The sequence below is a fragment of the Sandaracinus amylolyticus genome, from assembly GCF_000737325.1.
Classification (GTDB): domain Bacteria; phylum Myxococcota_A; class Polyangia; order Polyangiales; family Sandaracinaceae; genus Sandaracinus; species Sandaracinus amylolyticus.
Genome location: NZ_CP011125.1, coordinates 6718536 through 6733647, shown reverse-complemented (window position 1 = coordinate 6733647; position 15112 = coordinate 6718536). Strand labels below are relative to the sequence as shown.

The window sequence follows — 15112 nt, the reverse complement described above, 5'->3', positions numbered from 1 at the left end:
GACCGGCGCGACCGGGGCTCGGAGGTATGCGGATCCGACCGCCGCCCGGCTCCGGTCACGCCGCGTCCGTGTCCGCGTCCCCTTCCGCCGCGGCGATCTCGTCGTCGCTCGGTTCCATCTCCGCGGCGCGTAGCGTGATCTCCTCGTATCGGTCTGGCGGGATCGCGCCCTTTTCCCACTTGCGCAGCGCGGTGTCGGTCACGCCCAGGGCAGCCGCGGCGCGGCGCTTCGATCCCGCCAACGCGATGATCCGGGCAAGTGCGAACCTGACCCTGTGATGGCTATACAGGGTCAGGTTCGCACTGTTTTCCCACGAAAACGCGACACCGACGGGCAGCCCCGCCCAGTCCGCCGGCAGCACCTTGCCGATGCAGACCATCCGCACCGCGTCCGGCTCGCCCGGGCGTCGCTCGGACCGCGTCCGCGCCCGGCCGAAGAGCTGCGCCAGCTCGTTCCGCCCGACGCGCCGCGTCCAGTCCTGATCGTCGATCTGCGCCTCCACGTGCGAGCCCCGCCCGAACGCCGGATCGCGGGGGATCATCCCGCCGAACGCGATGATCACGTCGCAGTCACGCCAGCGGTTCACGCCCTCGATCTGGCCCATGTTCACGACGTCCACGCCCTCGCCCAAGATCGCGCGCGCGGCCTCCGCCTGGGCTTTCGTCGACACGCCCACGAGCGCGCGCCGCGCCCGCTGCACCTCGGGCACGACGTGCTTGCGGAACGACGCCTCCCATTCGGCCGGCTTGCGCGAGAACACGCCCGACATGCTCTGACCGTTGGGGATCCAGACCCGCAACACCTGGACCGTGTCCGCGACCCGGATTCGCTCCCGGCGCACGTTCGCGAGCACGTGATCGACCGCCGGGTGCGGCGTCGCGGTCGCGAGCACGTCCGCCTTGCGGATTAGCGGGTTCCAGGCGCACGCCCGGAGCTCTCCCACGGCCGGGATCGCGATGCCTGCCCAGCGGGCGCGCAGGAGCTTCTGCCACGTGCGCCACAGGGCAACGATCTCGCGTTGCCCCTGGATCTGCACGTAGGTGAACGGCGGTCGCGCGTCTCCCGCCGCGCCCGCGAGGAGCGCCCGGGCTCGAGCCGCGGTCGACGTGAACGGCGCGACATCGCCGGAGCGCCGGGTCGGCCCCGCCGCGACACCATCGAGGACGTCGATCTCCTCCTCGACCTCCGGATCGGACTCGGGCACCGTCGTCGCGCGGCGCCGCTGCACCTTCGTATCGCGCCCCCACACCTCGAAGAGCCCGCCCGGGGCCGCGGCAGCACGGAACGCGTCCAGCTCGGCGGCCTCGACCTCGACCGCCACGATCGCCTCGCGCGGGTTCTCGTCCACGTAGAGGAAGCGGATCGAGCCGCGGCGGTGCGGGCGGAACAAGATCGCGCGCTCGTCCACGTTCTCCGCCCAGTCGATCATTGCGTGCGTGAGCACCGCGACCGCGCCGCGTCCACCGGAGATCGCGTCCTCGGCGGCCGTGACGCGCATCTCGCGCTCACACGTCGCGCGGTGCTCGCACGAAAAGCACGCTCCGAACGAGCGCGGGGCGAGTCCGAGCGTTGCGGCCTCGTCCGCGACCGTCGGGAGCTTGCACACCTCGCGGCTCGACCGGGGGCGCAGGAGAGCGACGCCCGAGGCAGCGGCGTGCTCGGTGTGATCGCGCTCGACGTCGTCCGCGCTCGCGTTCGTCGGCAACGCGATCACGCCAAGCCCCGGACCGCGCGAGAGTCGGTCGATGAGGTCGCGCGTCATCGCGAACGACTTGCCCGCGCCCGCGTCCACGTGGACCAGGAGACGATCGCTCTCGTCGCGGTCGCGGAGGACCTGGACGAGCCGCGCGCGCGCCGCGTCGGGCGCCATGAGCGGTACCTCATCCTCGTCGGTCTCCTCCGCGAGCAGCGAGACGTCCGCGCGCTCCTCCTCCGCTTCGAGGCGGAGGCGACTCGCGTTCTTCGTCCAGCGCACGTACGCGCCCGGGTTCGCGGCGCGCAATCGCTCCTGGAACCGCTCGGCGCCCTCGCGCGTCGAGTGCGCCGAGCCCCAACACCGGACCCCGCGATCGTCGATCATCACGTAGGCGTCCCCGCGCCCGTCGTGATCGTCGCGGAACGGGCAATCGCCCCGCCCAGGGCCACGCAGGACGCCACCGAGCGCCACGAACCACTCTTCGGCCGCGGTCGCCGCAGCGACGACTTCCTGGGGGCACGCCGTGCGCGCGCGGTGTCTGGCCGCGGCGCGCCTCGCTCGACCGCGAGCGGCGGGCACGCCGCGAAGATCGAGCGCGAGCCCGTCCGAACACGCTGAGACGGTCTCGACGGGGCGCGTCTCGTCCGCGACCTGCGCGTAGGCGTAGACGAGCTGCGACCAGCGCGCGGGCGCCGGGTCGATCGCGGTGCCGCTCTCGCGCTCCAGCCACTCTAGGAACCGCTCCGCGCGCTTCTGGAACGTCTCGCGATCGGTGTCGATCGCGAGGGGGATCAGGATGCGCGCACGGACCTCGCCCGAGAGCTTGTCCCGACGCTGCGCGAGGTGCGCGAGCCCGACTCGCCGCACGGCATCGATCGCGCGCTCGAAGGGCCTGGGGTCGGCCCCGAGCGCGTCGAAATCGACCATGAGGAGCGAACGCTCCGCGACGTGCTCGTCGGTCTTCCAGCCCTCGGGCGAGAGCCCGCCCACGGTGCAGCGCACGAGGTGCTTATCAGTGACGATCTCGCGCGCCTTGTTCACGAACGCGCGGACCCACTCGGCCCACGTCGTTTCGCGCTGGTGGTGGACGGGGGGCGTGGGGTAGACACGCGGCCCGCCCGGGCGCCCGTTCGCGCCGTGCCAGATCGTGAAGCGGAGTAGCTCCGGGAGCGGCGCGGTTGCTGGCGAAAATTCGTTGCCCTCGACGGGCGTCGTGGTACTCTGGTTCACTGCGGGTTCCTATGCGCCTCCGGCCTGGCAGGGCTGGGGCGCGCTCGTTTGAGCGGTCCCCCGGGCGCGTTCGTGGTGTTCAGGCCTTGCGGTCGCGCTTCACGCGCCTTGCTGCGGAGGCATCCGCGCGCCGGGTCTTCCGGTTCGGCGCGGCGTCGGACTGGCCGACGAACATCCCGCGTCGTGCCTCGTGCGAGCCCCAGAGCGGTGCCTCGCGGAGATTCGGGGTCGCGTGCCGCCTCATCGCGCACCCGTCGGAAGCATCTTCTCCAGCTGCGCGAGCATCCCGCGGATCACGATCACTCGGAGATCGGCGGCCTCGGGCAGGCCGAGATCCCGCCGCAGGCGATCGACCGTCGCCCGTTCCTCGGGGGTCAGACTCGCGAGGGCTCGCGCCTCCGCGGCGCGGCCACGAGCCTGCGAGGGGGGTGTGAACGCGACCACGTCCGCACGGTTGAACCGGAAGCCGTTGCCGCGTCCTCGACGCCCCTGCCGGGAGGGAACTAGCAGCCCCTTCCGCACCCACGCGCGAACGGACAACTCGGTCACGTTGTGAAACTGCGCCACCTCGGCAACATTCATTTCGTCTTGCACGGCTCGACCTCCCGAGTAACAATACCACGCCCACGGAATGGCCATACATGAATGGTCATTCCGTGTCAGTCCCCGGCGGCGGCGCGCGTCAGATCTCGATCTCGTCCTCGGTGCAGCCGAGCCACGCCGCGAGATCCCGTCTGCGCACCAGCACGCGACGGCCGGGGCGCTGCGCTCGGAGGTCGCCTCGGGCGATCCAGTCACGGACGCTACCCACGGGCGCGCGGGCGGCGCTCGCGACTTCCTCGATCGTCAACAGCGCTGGGGCGCGACGACGGGGACCGAGGGCGGCGATCTCGGAACGGATCAGGGCGCGAACGTCATCGGGAGAGAGCACGGCGCCTCCGCGTAGCGGAAGGGTCTTTGCGCTCTCTGCTCCGGTCCGGGCCGCACGCGCGAAATCGCGGCCGTCACCACCCCGTCGGGCTCGTTACGCCCCCGAGAGGATCCCGGGGGCCCCGGGCGCGTCCGCCCTGGGGTTCATGCCGCAAACCTGGATCGGGGGCGCGTTCTGGTCAACGCGGAAAGTTCCTGGTTGCTCTCGGTCGATTGCCCCCGTATATCCCATGCATGCCGCTGCCGTCGAGAACAGGGGTCCGGGGTCTGATCAAGGGCAAGGACGGGCGCTACCGGATCGATCTCCGGTACGGCGCCAAGGACGGCTCGAAACAGCGCCACAAGGAGGCGCTCCCCGTCGGGGTGAACAAGGCGACTGCGACGCGCCGCGCCCAGGAGGTTCTCACGGCCGCGATGGCCGGCGGTCCGATCCCCGCGCCGGGCGGCGGCGAGGTCCGGGACGACGCGCCCGCACGGCTCACGCTACGCGCGGCGTTCGATCAGTACCTCGCGCACCTCAAGGCGCGCGGCTTACGCTCGATCGCGAATCGTCGATCGCACGCTGCCGCGTGGTGCGCGTCGCTGGGGCAGGGCACGGCACCCGAGAAGATCACGATCACGGCTCTCGATGCGTTCGAGGCGGAGCCCGGCCGCGCGCCCGCGACGATCAACCGACACCTCGCGACGCTCAAACACGCGGCGTCCTGGTGGGAAGAGCGCGGCATCATCTCGATCGAGACCGCCGCGCGGATTCGAAAGCGCAAGCTCCTGCCCGAACCTCAGGAGCGGATCCGCCACGTGCGCGCCGACGAGCAGCGGCGCCTACTCGACGCGATCGATCGGCTCGATCCCGAGCTGCGCGTGCTCGTCGTGCTCGCGATGCTCACCGGCGCCCGACGGAGCGAGCTGACGAAGCTCCGCCGAGCCGACGTGGACCTCGCGCGCGGCGCGATCACGATCGAGCACACCAAGACGGGCACCCCGCGCACCGTGCCGATGCATCCCGACGTTCGCTCGATCGTCGCGTCGCTGCTCGCGCAGGAGGGCGAACCTACGGCGTTCCTGATCCCGCTGACGCTCGGCCCCGGACGCGGGCGGAGCGAGGCTGCGAGGCGCGCCGAGCGCGCGACGCGCGCCTTCCGCGAGGTCGCGGACGCGGCGCAGATCGACGATCTGAGGCTGCACGATCTCCGGCATACGTTCGCGACTCGAACGCGCGAGGCCGGCATCGGGCTCGACGTGATCCAACGACTGCTCGGGCACACCACGATCGCGACGACTCGGCGGTACGCGCACCTCGCGGACGACCACATGCGCGACGCGGTCAACGCGCTCGCATCTATTGCCCCCGCACTGCCCCCGCACGACGCGAAAGTCTGACATTCGCGCCGAAATTGTGCGCGGCATGAGGATTTAAAATCCCACGCCTCGGAAGAGGCATGAGGGTTCGAATCCCTCTCCCGGCATCGACGAGTAGAGTGCGACGACGCGCGCTCCCCCCGGCGCGAGGCCTTCGCTCGCGCACCACGTTCGGTGCGTCGACGCGCGCTCGATTGCGTCGCTCGCGTCGGTGTCCATGACGGGGCGCGATGATGACTTGCGCCGCCCCGCTGCACGGGCGGGTTCTCGTCGTGGACGAAGAGCCGTCGCGTCTGCATGCCGTGCTCGAGTGGCTCGCCGAGGCCGGGCACATGGCGATCGGCGCTCCGCCGGCTCGGGCTGGCGGGCTCCTCGCGGTGTCGTCGTTCGACGTGATCGTGCTCATCGTGAGCGACGGCGCCTGGGCGAGGCCGCTCGCGCACGCCGCTGCTCGATGCGCCGACGCACCGCGCGTGTGTTGGCTCGAGACCCGCCGACTGACGAGCAGCAACGCGCGCTTGCTCTCCGTCGTCGACGAGCTCCTCGGCTGGCCGATCGTGCGCGTCGACCTCGTCGCGGCGATCGCTGCGCAGGTCGGGAGCGCTCGCCGGGGCGTACGTCGCGCGCCGTCGACGATCGAGCCCGACCTCCTCGCGCCCCTCGACTGGGCGCTGGGTTAGCTCGCCTCGCGCGCGCGCGCCGCGATCTCGACCGCGCGCTCGAGCGCGTTCGCGGCGCGCTCTGCTTCACGCGCGTGCCGCAGCGCATCGCGCACGTGGAACGCGCCGGACCACGCGCGCCATTGGGCATCGCCGAGCGCGACCAACGCCGCCGTGAAGAGCGGCGCGAGCTCGTCGCGAACGTGGGGCGACTCGTCCCCGACGGCGTGCGCATGGGAGAGGAGCCTCGCGGCTCGCTCGAGCAGCACTCTCACCTCGTCTTCGGCGCTCATGCGACGAGACACAGAATGTGGTCGCGGGACGAGAGCTCGCCATCGCGGGATGATCTGGATCAGCCGCGCGGCTCGGCTGCGATTGCGACCTCCGGGAGCGCACCTACCTCCGGAGCCTGAGATGGGGGACGAAGAGCGTGCCCAGAAGTGGGCTGCGACGTACGCGTTGCTCGCCGGTGCGCTCGTGGGCGCCGACGCGGCACCGCCACCACACGCCTGGGCCGAACGCTGTGCAGCGGCGCGACAGCTGGTGGGTCTGCTGGCAGAGGAGCTCGAGCTCAGCCACGACGCCGAGCGGAGAGCGGAGCTCGCGTCGATGCAGATCAAGGCGATCGCCCTCTCCGTCGAGGCGCGGAAGCACGCGCTCGTCGAGGAGCTCGCGCGCGGATCGACGCGCCGAAGCGCGTGATCGCGATCCCCGCGCGTCGATGCACCGCGAGGACGTCTCGAGCGGCGGCGTCAGCGGCTCGTCGATGCGCGGCGCATGAGCGCCTCGAGCTCCGCGAGCACGACTGGCTTCGGAAGGAACGCGTCGAAGAACCGCAGCATGGCGGGGCTCGGCTCGAGCGAGCCGCTCATGCCCACGATCGCGACCCCGCGTGTCGAAGGATCGAGGCGCAGCTCGCGCGCGAGCGCGGGTCCGCTGAGCGTGCCGGTGTTGAAGTCCGTGACGACGACGTCGGGTAGCTCACTGCGCACCGAGAGCAGCGCCGCATCGGCGCTCGCGTACGCGCGCACCACCCACCCTGCGCTCTCCAGCCACTCGGTGATCGCATCGCGGAGATCGTCGTGATCTTCGACCAGCACGGCCCTGCCGGCGCGCGAGACGACGGGATAGGTCGCCGACGAAGCGGCGGGCATGCGCTCCGAACGAGGCCTCCGGGCCCCACGCGGTCTCGCCATCCGACGAGTCTACTCGCGAGATCCTCCAGAGCGAGCGGGTTCGCGTATTGAGACCTCGATGCGCGGACCGAGATGACACCGTCGCCCGATCCGACGTCCATGTCGTCCTTCCAGACTCGCTTCTGTCCCAGCGTCGTCGCCCCCGCGGTGCTGATCGTCGAGCAGCGCCCAGGCGCATCGCTCGCGCTCTCGGCGCACCTGCGCGACGCGGGCACGCGCCCGATCACGGTGTCGAGCACGTCGGAGGCGATCGCGGTGCTGGGCAGCTTCCACGTCGACGTCGTGCTCACGGGGTTCGGGATGGCGCTGCACGATGCGCTCGCGTTCGTGCGACGCATCCGCACGCTCGCCGATCAACGCGACGTGCCGGCGGTGATCGCGACGTCGGCCGACAGCCGCGCGGGCGACGAGCGGACCGCGCGAATCGCGGGCGCTCGCATCGTCGCGATGGGAGCGGGTCTCGACGCGATCGTGGAGGCCGTGCGCGCGGCGATCGCGGGAGAGATCGTCGCGCTCGATCGCGGAGGGGCGCGAAGCGCGACGAGCGTGATCGAGACGGGGCACCCGCGAACGCGTCGCGATCCGCGCGCCGAGTGATCCGCGCGACTTCCACGCCCGGCGCTCTACGAACGTCGCCGCTCTCGCGCGTGCGGCTCAACGCGCCGGAGGACACGCTCCGTTGCACACGGCGACACCGTCGCCGCACTCGACGACATCGCCCGAGCAGCGGTCGAGCGTGCACACCGCGCCCGCCGGGCAGCGCACGATGCACTCGCCGCTCCCGGGACAATCGACCGCGCAGTCGCCCTCGCAGAGCACGTCGCATCCGCCCGAGCCGGGGCACGCGACGCTGCTCAGCGGACCGACCGTGACGACGCACGCGCCCGATCCCGTGCACGCAGTGTCGCAGCCGTCGACGCATCGGAAGTCGCAGCTGCCGGATCCATTGCAGGTCAGATCGCAATCACCGATGCAGTCGACGAGGCAGTCGCCCGACGACGGGCACTGACACTCGGTGCCGCGACACGCGCACGCACCTTCGCACCCGGAGCTGCTGCAGCCGGAGGCGAGCGCCGCAGCCGAGAAACGCGCCGAGTCCCGCCCGGCGCGGTGCTGATCGGTCGATGACCTCGCGGCGAAGCTCGCGCGAGCGCGACGCGGTCGAATGACGCGCGCGCTGCGGTGACGCCACGAAGCTCGACGCGCGCTTCGAGCGCATGAAGCGCTCGGGCTGGCGCTCGACGGCGTGTCGGCAGGGCGCACGACGTCGCTTCGCGCGTGGAGCCGCACGCGTCAGCGACGCGGCACGGGACCGTCCGGAGCGCGGCGCTGCTCGTCGATCTCCGGCTGCTCACCCGGCGGGGCGGGCGGCATCTCGGGCTCGTCGGGATCGGGCGTCTCGATGATCTCCGGCTCGCGCCGGGGGCGCTCGTCGATCTCGGGCTCGTCTTTCTTCTTCTCGGGATCGACGGGGATCTCGGGGCGCTCGCGACGGCGTTCGGGCGGGTCCTGCGCGATGAGGATGTGCACACGCGTCATGTAGGCGCGGACGAGCGCGACTCGGGCGCTCGTTCCGCGGTCGCGGGCCGCGTCGCGCCGGACCTCACGAATCGTGCTCTGGACGCGGCCGCGGTCGCTAGAGTCTGCGACCGATGAACGGACCCCACGACTTCCTAGCCACGGTTCGTTTCCACATTCGCCCCTGCCGCGAGGCCGATCTCGAGCCGCTCGAGTGGATGGGCACCTTCACCGCACATCGCGACACGTTCCGTCGCGTCTGGCGCGATCATCAGCGCGGAACGGCGTCGATGTTGGTCGCGGAAGCCGACGCGTTCCCGGTGGGGCAGCTGTGGGTCGATCTCGCGGACGAGCGACACGGGCTGCTCTGGGCGCTGCGCGTGTTGCCCGGGCTGCGCGGCGCCGGCATCGGCCGCGCGCTGCTGCGCGCCGGGGAGCGCGTCATCGCGCGCGCGGGGCGCCCGATCGCGCAGCTCTCGGTCGCGATCGACAACGAGCGCGCGGCACGTCTGTATCGCGCGCTCGGCTACCGCCAGGTCGGCGAGCGCGTCGCCGAGGTCGAGCACCGAGCGCACGACGGCGCGCGCGCGGTGGCGCGCGAGAAGCAGCTCGTGATGGAGAAGATGCTCGACGCGCCGCGCGAGTGACGCGGCGCCGACTCGCCGGAGAGAGTCACTTCGTCGTCGGCGCGCCGCCACCGCTCGTCACGCGCTCACGCGCGACCTCGGCGTCGCGACGCATCGCGTCGCGCGTGTCGAGCATCGCCGACTGGCTCACGCGGAAGATGCCGCCGGGCCGATCGAGCTCGACGATCACGACCATCACCGTCGCGACGGCGACGGCGAACGCGACGATCGGCAGCGTGGCGCGGGCGTTCGTCACGCCGGCACCGTAGCCGAGCACCGACATCCCGAGCAGCGCCACGCCGATCAGCGTGAGGAAGACCGGCGCGGGCAGTCGCTGCCGCAGCGCGACGGTGACGCGCTCCTCGTGGAGATCGATGACGTCGTTCAGCGCGGTGACGAACAGCGCCGTGGGCTCGGATCGCGGATCGAGCCGCGCCGCCGTGACCGCTTCGGCCCAGAGCCGGCGATGCAGCGCCCCGGAGCGGCGCATCGCGGCGTCGACGTCTTCGAGCGCGCGCGGCGTGCGGGTGTCGACGTACTCGCGGAGCAGCTCCTGCACGTGCTCGCGATGGGGATCCGGCAGCATCGCGGCGCGCAGGTACGCGGTGCCGATCGCGTTCGCCTCGTCGAGCACGAGCTGCTTTCGCATCGCGAAGCGGCCCTCGACGATGCCGAAGCTGAACGCGAGCAGCAGGCCGAGCATGCCGAGCAGCGCGGCGAGCGTCGCGGCGGACTGCCCCGCGATCGCGCCCTGCTGCGCGCTGCGCGATCGCCGCTCGCCGATGCGGAACCCGAGCTCCGTCGCGGCGAGGAGCACCACGATCCCGAGCAACAGCGAGACCCACCAGCTCGGCGCGCCATCGACGATCCGATCGCTCATCGGGTGCGGCATCGGGACCGCAACGCGCGTTCCAGCGTGGCGCTCGAGGCGACGCGCCCAACCGTTCGACCGCGGCGACTCGATGCCTCGCGGTTCGCCGTCGAGTCGACCCGGCGAGCTTATGGTGCTCCGACGTGCAGCTCCGACGACATCGTGCGCGACGCGATCGTCCGCGAGGATGCGGTGCGCGAGGAGGTCGTGCGCTCGTCGTGGCGCTCGCGATCGGCGTCGCGCCCGTCGTCGCCGTTCACGCGCAGCGAGACGAAGAGCCCGAGCCGACGATCGAAGAAGACCTCGCGCGCGTGGTCGTCGATCCGATCGCGCCGCTCGCGCAGCTGAGCGTGCTCGTCGAGCACGACGCGACGTACCACGGTCCGCGCGATCTCGACGCCACGACGCTGATCATCCGCCCCGCGATCCCGTTCTCGACGTGGGATGTCCAGCAGCTCGCGCGGCTGTCGATCGAGTACGAGATCGATCGCCCGGAGGGCGGGTCGGGGCTCGGTGTCACGGAGATCTTCGATCTCGTGCTCGTTCCCCTCGGTCCGGGGCGGCTCGCGGTGGGCCCGGTGCTCGAGCTCCGACCCGACGTCGCGGCGAATCCCGACGGCGGCGAGGACGGCGACAACGTGCTCGCCGGGCCCGCCGTCGGTTACGTCGCGCGCGTCGGGCCGGTGACGCTCGGCGCGCTCACCCGGACGTTCCTCGCACCGTCCGAGCAGCGCACGTCGATCCAGCCCGTCGTCGCGGTGACGCTGGCGCCGTGGATCAGCGTCGGTGTCGGCGACCTGGAGCTCGACTGGGACTGGGAGGAAGGGCACTGGGGCGCGCTGCCGATCGGCCTCGCGGTCGACGTCGTCGGAGACGTTTTCGGACAGTGGATCCGAGTCGGTGTGGAGGGCCGGTACGACCTCCACGACGTCGATGGGCTCTACGAGACGCGGGTCGCCGGGCGTTTCGCGCTGCTCGTCCGCTGAATTGCGCGCGGTGAGGCGACGCTCAGTCGCGAGAGAGCATCGCCGCGAACTCGCGCGCGAGGTCGCGCTCCGACTCGCCCGACGTGTCGATCGCGACGAACTCGATCACACCGTTCCGGAACGCGAACGGGGCGCGATACGACGGGGACACCGGATCACCGCGATCCCGCCCGACGTTGAGGCCCTCGCCGGAGAGCGAGAGCGCGCCGGGCTGCGTGCGCATCGTTCCCTTCGCCACGACCTTCTTGTTGATCCGCAGCTCGAGCGCGCCGTTCGCCACGAACTTCGGGTTCTCGCCCTTCTTCTCGAAGTGCACAGCGACGGTCACACGACCGGTCGGGAGCGGATCGCTCGACTCGAATCGGAACTGCTCGATCCCGAGGAAGTTGTACAGATAGACGAGCTTCCCGTTCTGCACGAAGAGCGTGTATCCGCCGAAGCGCGAGCCCTGGGAGAGAATGACTCCCTCGCATCCCTTCTGGACGTCGCGCAGCGACGCACCGATCACGAACGATCGATTGCGCAGCTTGATCGCGACTTCCTCGGGGACCTCGCTCATGCCCGGGTAGTACACGGCGCGCGTCGAGACCTTCGCGATCGACGGACGCTCGGTCGTGAGGATCTCGGCCGCAGTGCGATCCTCGAGCGGGAGCGCGTCGTTCCTTCCGGCCTCCGCGAACCACAACGACACGAGCGCGCGCAGCCGTTCGGGATGCTCCGCGGCGAGGTTCGTCGACTCCGAGCGATCCGACGCGACGTGATAGAGCTCCCACTCGTCGGCGTGGAAGTTCCCCTTGCCGGAGATCGCGCCGTGCTTGGCGACTGCCTTCCATCCGTCGTGGTACAGCGCCCGCGTCCCGAGCATCGAGTACATCTGCGTGGTCCGCGGGGAGGTGATCTTCGCGTCGCGCAGCGCCGGCACGAGGCTCACGCCATCGAGCGCGCTCTGCGTCGCGCCCTTGATCACGCTCGGCGGCTCGATCCCAGCGAGGTCCAGGATCGTCGGCACCACGTCGACGGCATGGCAGTACTGATCGCGCACGTGCCCGCCGTACGTCTTCGGATCGAGCCCCTTGGGCCACGCGATCATGAACGGATCGGCGGTGCCGCCCTCGAACGAATAGCGCTTGAACATCTTGTAGGGCGTGTTGAACGCCCAGGCCCAGCCGGTGGGATAGTGGTTGTACGTGGCGGGGCTCCCGAGCTGGTCGAGCGCGCGGAGATTGTCCTCGAGCGAGTCGGGCCAGTTGTTGAAGAAGCGATTCTCGTTCACCGACCCGTTCGGGCTGCCTTCGCCGCTCGCGCCGTTGTCCGAGACGACCACGACGATGGTGTTCTCGAGCTGTCCGGTGGACTCGAGGAAGTCGAGCACTCGGCCGAGCTGATGGTCGGTGTACGACGAGAACCCGGCATACGTCTCGGCCATACGACAGAAGAGCTTCTTCTCGTCGGGGCCGAGCGATTCCCACGGTCGCACGACGTCCGCTTCGGAGATGACGTCCGGCGCGGGCCACGGGTTGATCGGCGAGAGCTGCGTGTTCTCCGGGACGATCCCGAGCTTCTTCATGTTCGCGAGCACGATCTCGCGATACTTCTCGTAGCCCATGTCGAACACGCCGGCGTACTGCTCGACCCACTCCTTCGGCGCATGGTGGGGCGCGTGATTGGCGCCGAACGACAGATAACAGAGCCACGGCTTGTCGGGCGCGACGGTCACCGTGTCCCCGATGAATTGGATGGCTCGATCGCAGAGATCGGAGGAGAGGTGATATCCGTCCTCCGGCGTGCCGGGCGGGTCGACGATGCCCTGATCGAGCACGAGGTCCGGGTAGTACTGGTTCGTCTCTCCGCCGAGGAACCCGTAGAAGCGCTCGAATCCGCGGCCGAGCGGCCACGTGCGACGAGGCGCGGCGAGCATTTCCTCGGTCGACGGTGTGAGATGCCATTTGCCGACGCAGAACGTCGAATACCCGTTCTCGACGAGGATCTCGGAGAGAAATCCGTTCTCCGGCGGGATGACGCCGCTCAGGCCCGGGAACCCCTGCGCGCCTTCGGTGATGCACGCCATATTGTTCCGGGTCGCGTTGCGCCCGGTGAGCAGACACGAGCGCGTCGGAGAGCAGAGCGCGGTCGTGTGCCAGTTCGAGAATCGCACTCCCGCGCGCGCGATGCGCTGGAGATTGGGCATCCGTATGAGGCCGCCGTACACGTCCCACGCGCCGATCCCGGTGTCGTCCCACACGACGTAGAGCACGTTGGGCGCGCCCGGCTTCGCCGAGGTCGGGAGGAACGGCCCCCAATCGGGCGTCGACTGGCGAATGTCGATGTCGATCTTGCCGCGAAATACCTTCGTCGTCATGGACTGGGCTCCTGGGTGGCGCGCGCGAGCCGGGATCGAGGGCCGGCGCCGATCGCGCGCGTGCTGGCGTCGGGACGAGGCACCGGCGCGAAGTGCCCCGTCGCAATCGAAGCGCGTGATGAAGCGCCGCGGTGCGACTGCGCCCCTCCGACGTGCTCGGGTCGCGCGCTGCGCGCCGCGTCGTCGCGCTCTCTCGAAGGGGCCGCATCGTCGGAGGCATTGTCAGCCGCCGTGCCATCCACGATCGCGGCGCTGCAGCGCGCGACGTGCCTCGGCGCGCGCAGGCGTGGGACGCGGGGCGGCGCTGACCGCGAGCCGCGAAGGCGCAATGCCGCGTTTGGGAGCACGGCGAGAGGGGCCGAAGAGACACGGAGTGCGAGGCGCGCTCGGCTTCGCGAGAGGAGTCGAGACATGAAGCAGCCGTCGACGCGCCCCGACGACCTGGTCCCGGCGTCGGACCTCCTGTTCGAGAGGCGAGCTCGTCCGCCGATGACGGCGTATCACCTGCTCGCGAAGCCGACTGGCGCGATCTGCAATCTCGACTGCGACTACTGCTTCTTCCTCTCGAAGGAGGAGCTCTATCCGGGCAGCACGTTCCGGATGTCGGAAGAGACGCTCTCCGAATACCTGCGCCAGTATCTCGAGTCGCAGATCGGGCCCGACATCCAGATCGCGTGGCAGGGCGGAGAGCCGACGCTCATGGGGCTCGAGTTCTTCCGGAGGTCCGTGGCGCTGGCCGAGAAGCACCGACGGGTGGGCACGCGCGTGACCTACTCGATCCAGACGAACGGCACTCTGCTCGACGACGAGTGGTGCCGTTTCCTGCGGCAGCATCGGGTGCTCGTGGGGCTCTCGCTCGACGGACCGCGCGATCTCCACGACGCATATCGCCATGACAAAGGCGGACACCCTACGTTCGACAAGGTCATGCGCGCGCTGCGCCTGTTGCAAGCGCACGAGGTCGACGTGAACGTCCTGACGTCGGTGCACGCCGCGAACGCCGAGCACCCGCTCGAGGTCTATCGCTTCCTCCGAGACGAGGCGGGAGTGCGCTTCATCCAGACGATTCCGATCGTCGAGCGCGACGACTCCGCACCGCACGACGGCAGTCGCGTGACGTCTCGGTCCGTGACCGGCGCGCAATACGGCGAGTTCCTCACTGCCATCTTCGACGAGTGGGTCGAGCGAGACGTCGGCGAGGTGTTCGTGCAGATGTTCGACGTCGCGCTCGCGTCGTGGTTCGGCGAGCCGCACGGGCTGTGCGTGCACTCCGAGACCTGCGGCGCGGCCCTCGCGATGGAGCACAACGGCGATCTCTACTCGTGCGACCACTTCGTCGAGGCGGAGCACCTGCTCGGCAACATCCACCGGCGGCACATGTCGTCGCTCGCCAGCTCCGAGGCCCAGATGGCCTTCGGTCGCGCGAAGCGCGAGAGCCTGCCGCGGCAATGTCGGCAATGTGACGTGCGCTTCGCCTGCCACGGCGGGTGTCCGAAGGATCGGATCCTCGAGAGCGCCGACGGCGAGCCCGGGCTCAACTATCTGTGCGACGGATATCTGCGCTTCTTCCGACACGTCCGACCGGCGATGGAGCGCATGTGCGCGCTGCTCCGAGCCGGACGCGCGCCCGCGGAGATCGTGTCGGAGCGATCGCTCGGCGAGCCGCGCGAATAGCGCGGCGC

The 15112-nt window shown here is 70.5% G+C and carries 16 protein-coding genes; 8 read left to right on the top strand and 8 right to left on the bottom strand.

Annotated features, from left to right (window positions below; all coding sequences use genetic code 11):
• Positions 1-55: 55 nt before the first annotated feature.
• The 3 genes from DB32_RS28450 to DB32_RS50045 all read right to left on the bottom strand — a co-directional run bounded on the left by DB32_RS28450 (position 56) and on the right by DB32_RS50045 (position 3857).
• On the bottom strand, positions 56-2926 hold the full coding sequence (locus DB32_RS28450) for a hypothetical protein (protein ID WP_157069493.1): 2871 nt from the start codon (positions 2924-2926) through the stop codon (positions 56-58).
• A 240-nt stretch (positions 2927-3166) separates the two neighbouring features.
• On the bottom strand, positions 3167-3520 hold the full coding sequence (locus DB32_RS28445) for a MerR family transcriptional regulator (RefSeq protein WP_053235782.1): 354 nt from the start codon (positions 3518-3520) through the stop codon (positions 3167-3169).
• 88 nt (positions 3521-3608) lie between these two features.
• Positions 3609-3857: a helix-turn-helix domain-containing protein gene (locus DB32_RS50045; protein WP_083457881.1), complete on the bottom strand. Its 249-nt coding sequence runs from the start codon at positions 3855-3857 to the stop codon at positions 3609-3611.
• 233 nt (positions 3858-4090) lie between these two features.
• Between DB32_RS50045 and DB32_RS28435 the strand changes: the two genes are divergently transcribed.
• Positions 4091-5236, top strand: coding sequence for a tyrosine-type recombinase/integrase (locus DB32_RS28435; protein ID WP_053235781.1), 1146 nt, complete (start codon positions 4091-4093; stop codon positions 5234-5236).
• Between the two features lie 251 nt (positions 5237-5487).
• Positions 5488-5895 carry a hypothetical protein gene (locus DB32_RS28430; protein WP_157069491.1) on the top strand — a complete coding sequence of 136 codons (408 nt, stop codon included), beginning with the start codon at positions 5488-5490 and terminating at the stop codon, positions 5893-5895.
• Here the strand turns inward: DB32_RS28430 and DB32_RS28425 are convergent.
• Positions 5892-6167 (bottom strand): hypothetical protein, encoded by a 276-nt coding sequence (locus DB32_RS28425; protein WP_053235779.1) that lies wholly within the window; start codon positions 6165-6167, stop codon positions 5892-5894. The genes DB32_RS28430 and DB32_RS28425 overlap by 4 nt on opposite strands.
• 121 nt (positions 6168-6288) lie before the next feature.
• Between DB32_RS28425 and DB32_RS47220 the strand changes: the two genes are divergently transcribed.
• Positions 6289-6576, top strand: coding sequence for a hypothetical protein (locus tag DB32_RS47220; RefSeq protein ID WP_157069490.1), 288 nt, complete (start codon positions 6289-6291; stop codon positions 6574-6576).
• Positions 6577-6626: 50 nt separating this feature from the next.
• Here DB32_RS47220 and DB32_RS28420 read toward each other — a convergent pair whose 3' ends face one another.
• Positions 6627-7028 (bottom strand): response regulator, encoded by a 402-nt coding sequence (locus DB32_RS28420; protein ID WP_053235778.1) that lies wholly within the window; start codon positions 7026-7028, stop codon positions 6627-6629.
• 141 nt (positions 7029-7169) lie between these two features.
• Here DB32_RS28420 and DB32_RS28415 point away from each other — a divergent pair, with 141 nt between their 5' ends.
• Together DB32_RS28415 and DB32_RS47215 are read left to right on the top strand one after the other, a co-directional pair.
• Positions 7170-7667, top strand: coding sequence for a response regulator (locus DB32_RS28415; protein ID WP_169791590.1), 498 nt, complete (start codon positions 7170-7172; stop codon positions 7665-7667).
• A 139-nt stretch (positions 7668-7806) separates the two neighbouring features.
• A complete protein-coding gene (locus DB32_RS47215) occupies positions 7807-8079 on the top strand; it encodes a hypothetical protein (protein ID WP_157069489.1) in 273 nt (90 codons plus the stop codon).
• Positions 8080-8363: 284 nt separating this feature from the next.
• On the opposite strand, the gene DB32_RS28405 is transcribed toward DB32_RS47215, so the two are convergent.
• On the bottom strand, positions 8364-8600 hold the full coding sequence (locus tag DB32_RS28405; RefSeq protein WP_157069488.1) for a hypothetical protein: 237 nt from the start codon (positions 8598-8600) through the stop codon (positions 8364-8366).
• Between the two features lie 122 nt (positions 8601-8722).
• On the opposite strand from DB32_RS28405, the gene DB32_RS28400 reads away from it, so the two are divergent.
• Complete coding sequence (locus DB32_RS28400) at positions 8723-9235, top strand: GNAT family N-acetyltransferase (RefSeq protein WP_083457878.1); 513 nt, start codon at positions 8723-8725, stop codon at positions 9233-9235.
• Between the two features lie 25 nt (positions 9236-9260).
• Here DB32_RS28400 and DB32_RS28395 read toward each other — a convergent pair whose 3' ends face one another.
• Entirely contained in the window at positions 9261-10094 is an 834-nt protein-coding gene (locus DB32_RS28395; RefSeq protein WP_157069487.1) for a bestrophin-like domain, read from the bottom strand.
• Between the two features lie 209 nt (positions 10095-10303).
• Here DB32_RS28395 and DB32_RS28390 point away from each other — a divergent pair, with 209 nt between their 5' ends.
• Positions 10304-11071 carry a hypothetical protein gene (locus DB32_RS28390; protein ID WP_053235772.1) on the top strand — a complete coding sequence of 256 codons (768 nt, stop codon included), beginning with the start codon at positions 10304-10306 and terminating at the stop codon, positions 11069-11071.
• Between the two features lie 22 nt (positions 11072-11093).
• On the opposite strand, the gene DB32_RS28385 is transcribed toward DB32_RS28390, so the two are convergent.
• A complete protein-coding gene (locus tag DB32_RS28385; protein WP_053235771.1) occupies positions 11094-13430 on the bottom strand; it encodes an arylsulfatase in 2337 nt (778 codons plus the stop codon).
• Positions 13431-13841: 411 nt separating this feature from the next.
• Here DB32_RS28385 and DB32_RS28380 point away from each other — a divergent pair, with 411 nt between their 5' ends.
• A complete protein-coding gene (locus DB32_RS28380; protein WP_240481262.1) occupies positions 13842-15104 on the top strand; it encodes an anaerobic sulfatase maturase in 1263 nt (420 codons plus the stop codon).
• Positions 15105-15112 lie beyond the last annotated feature (8 nt).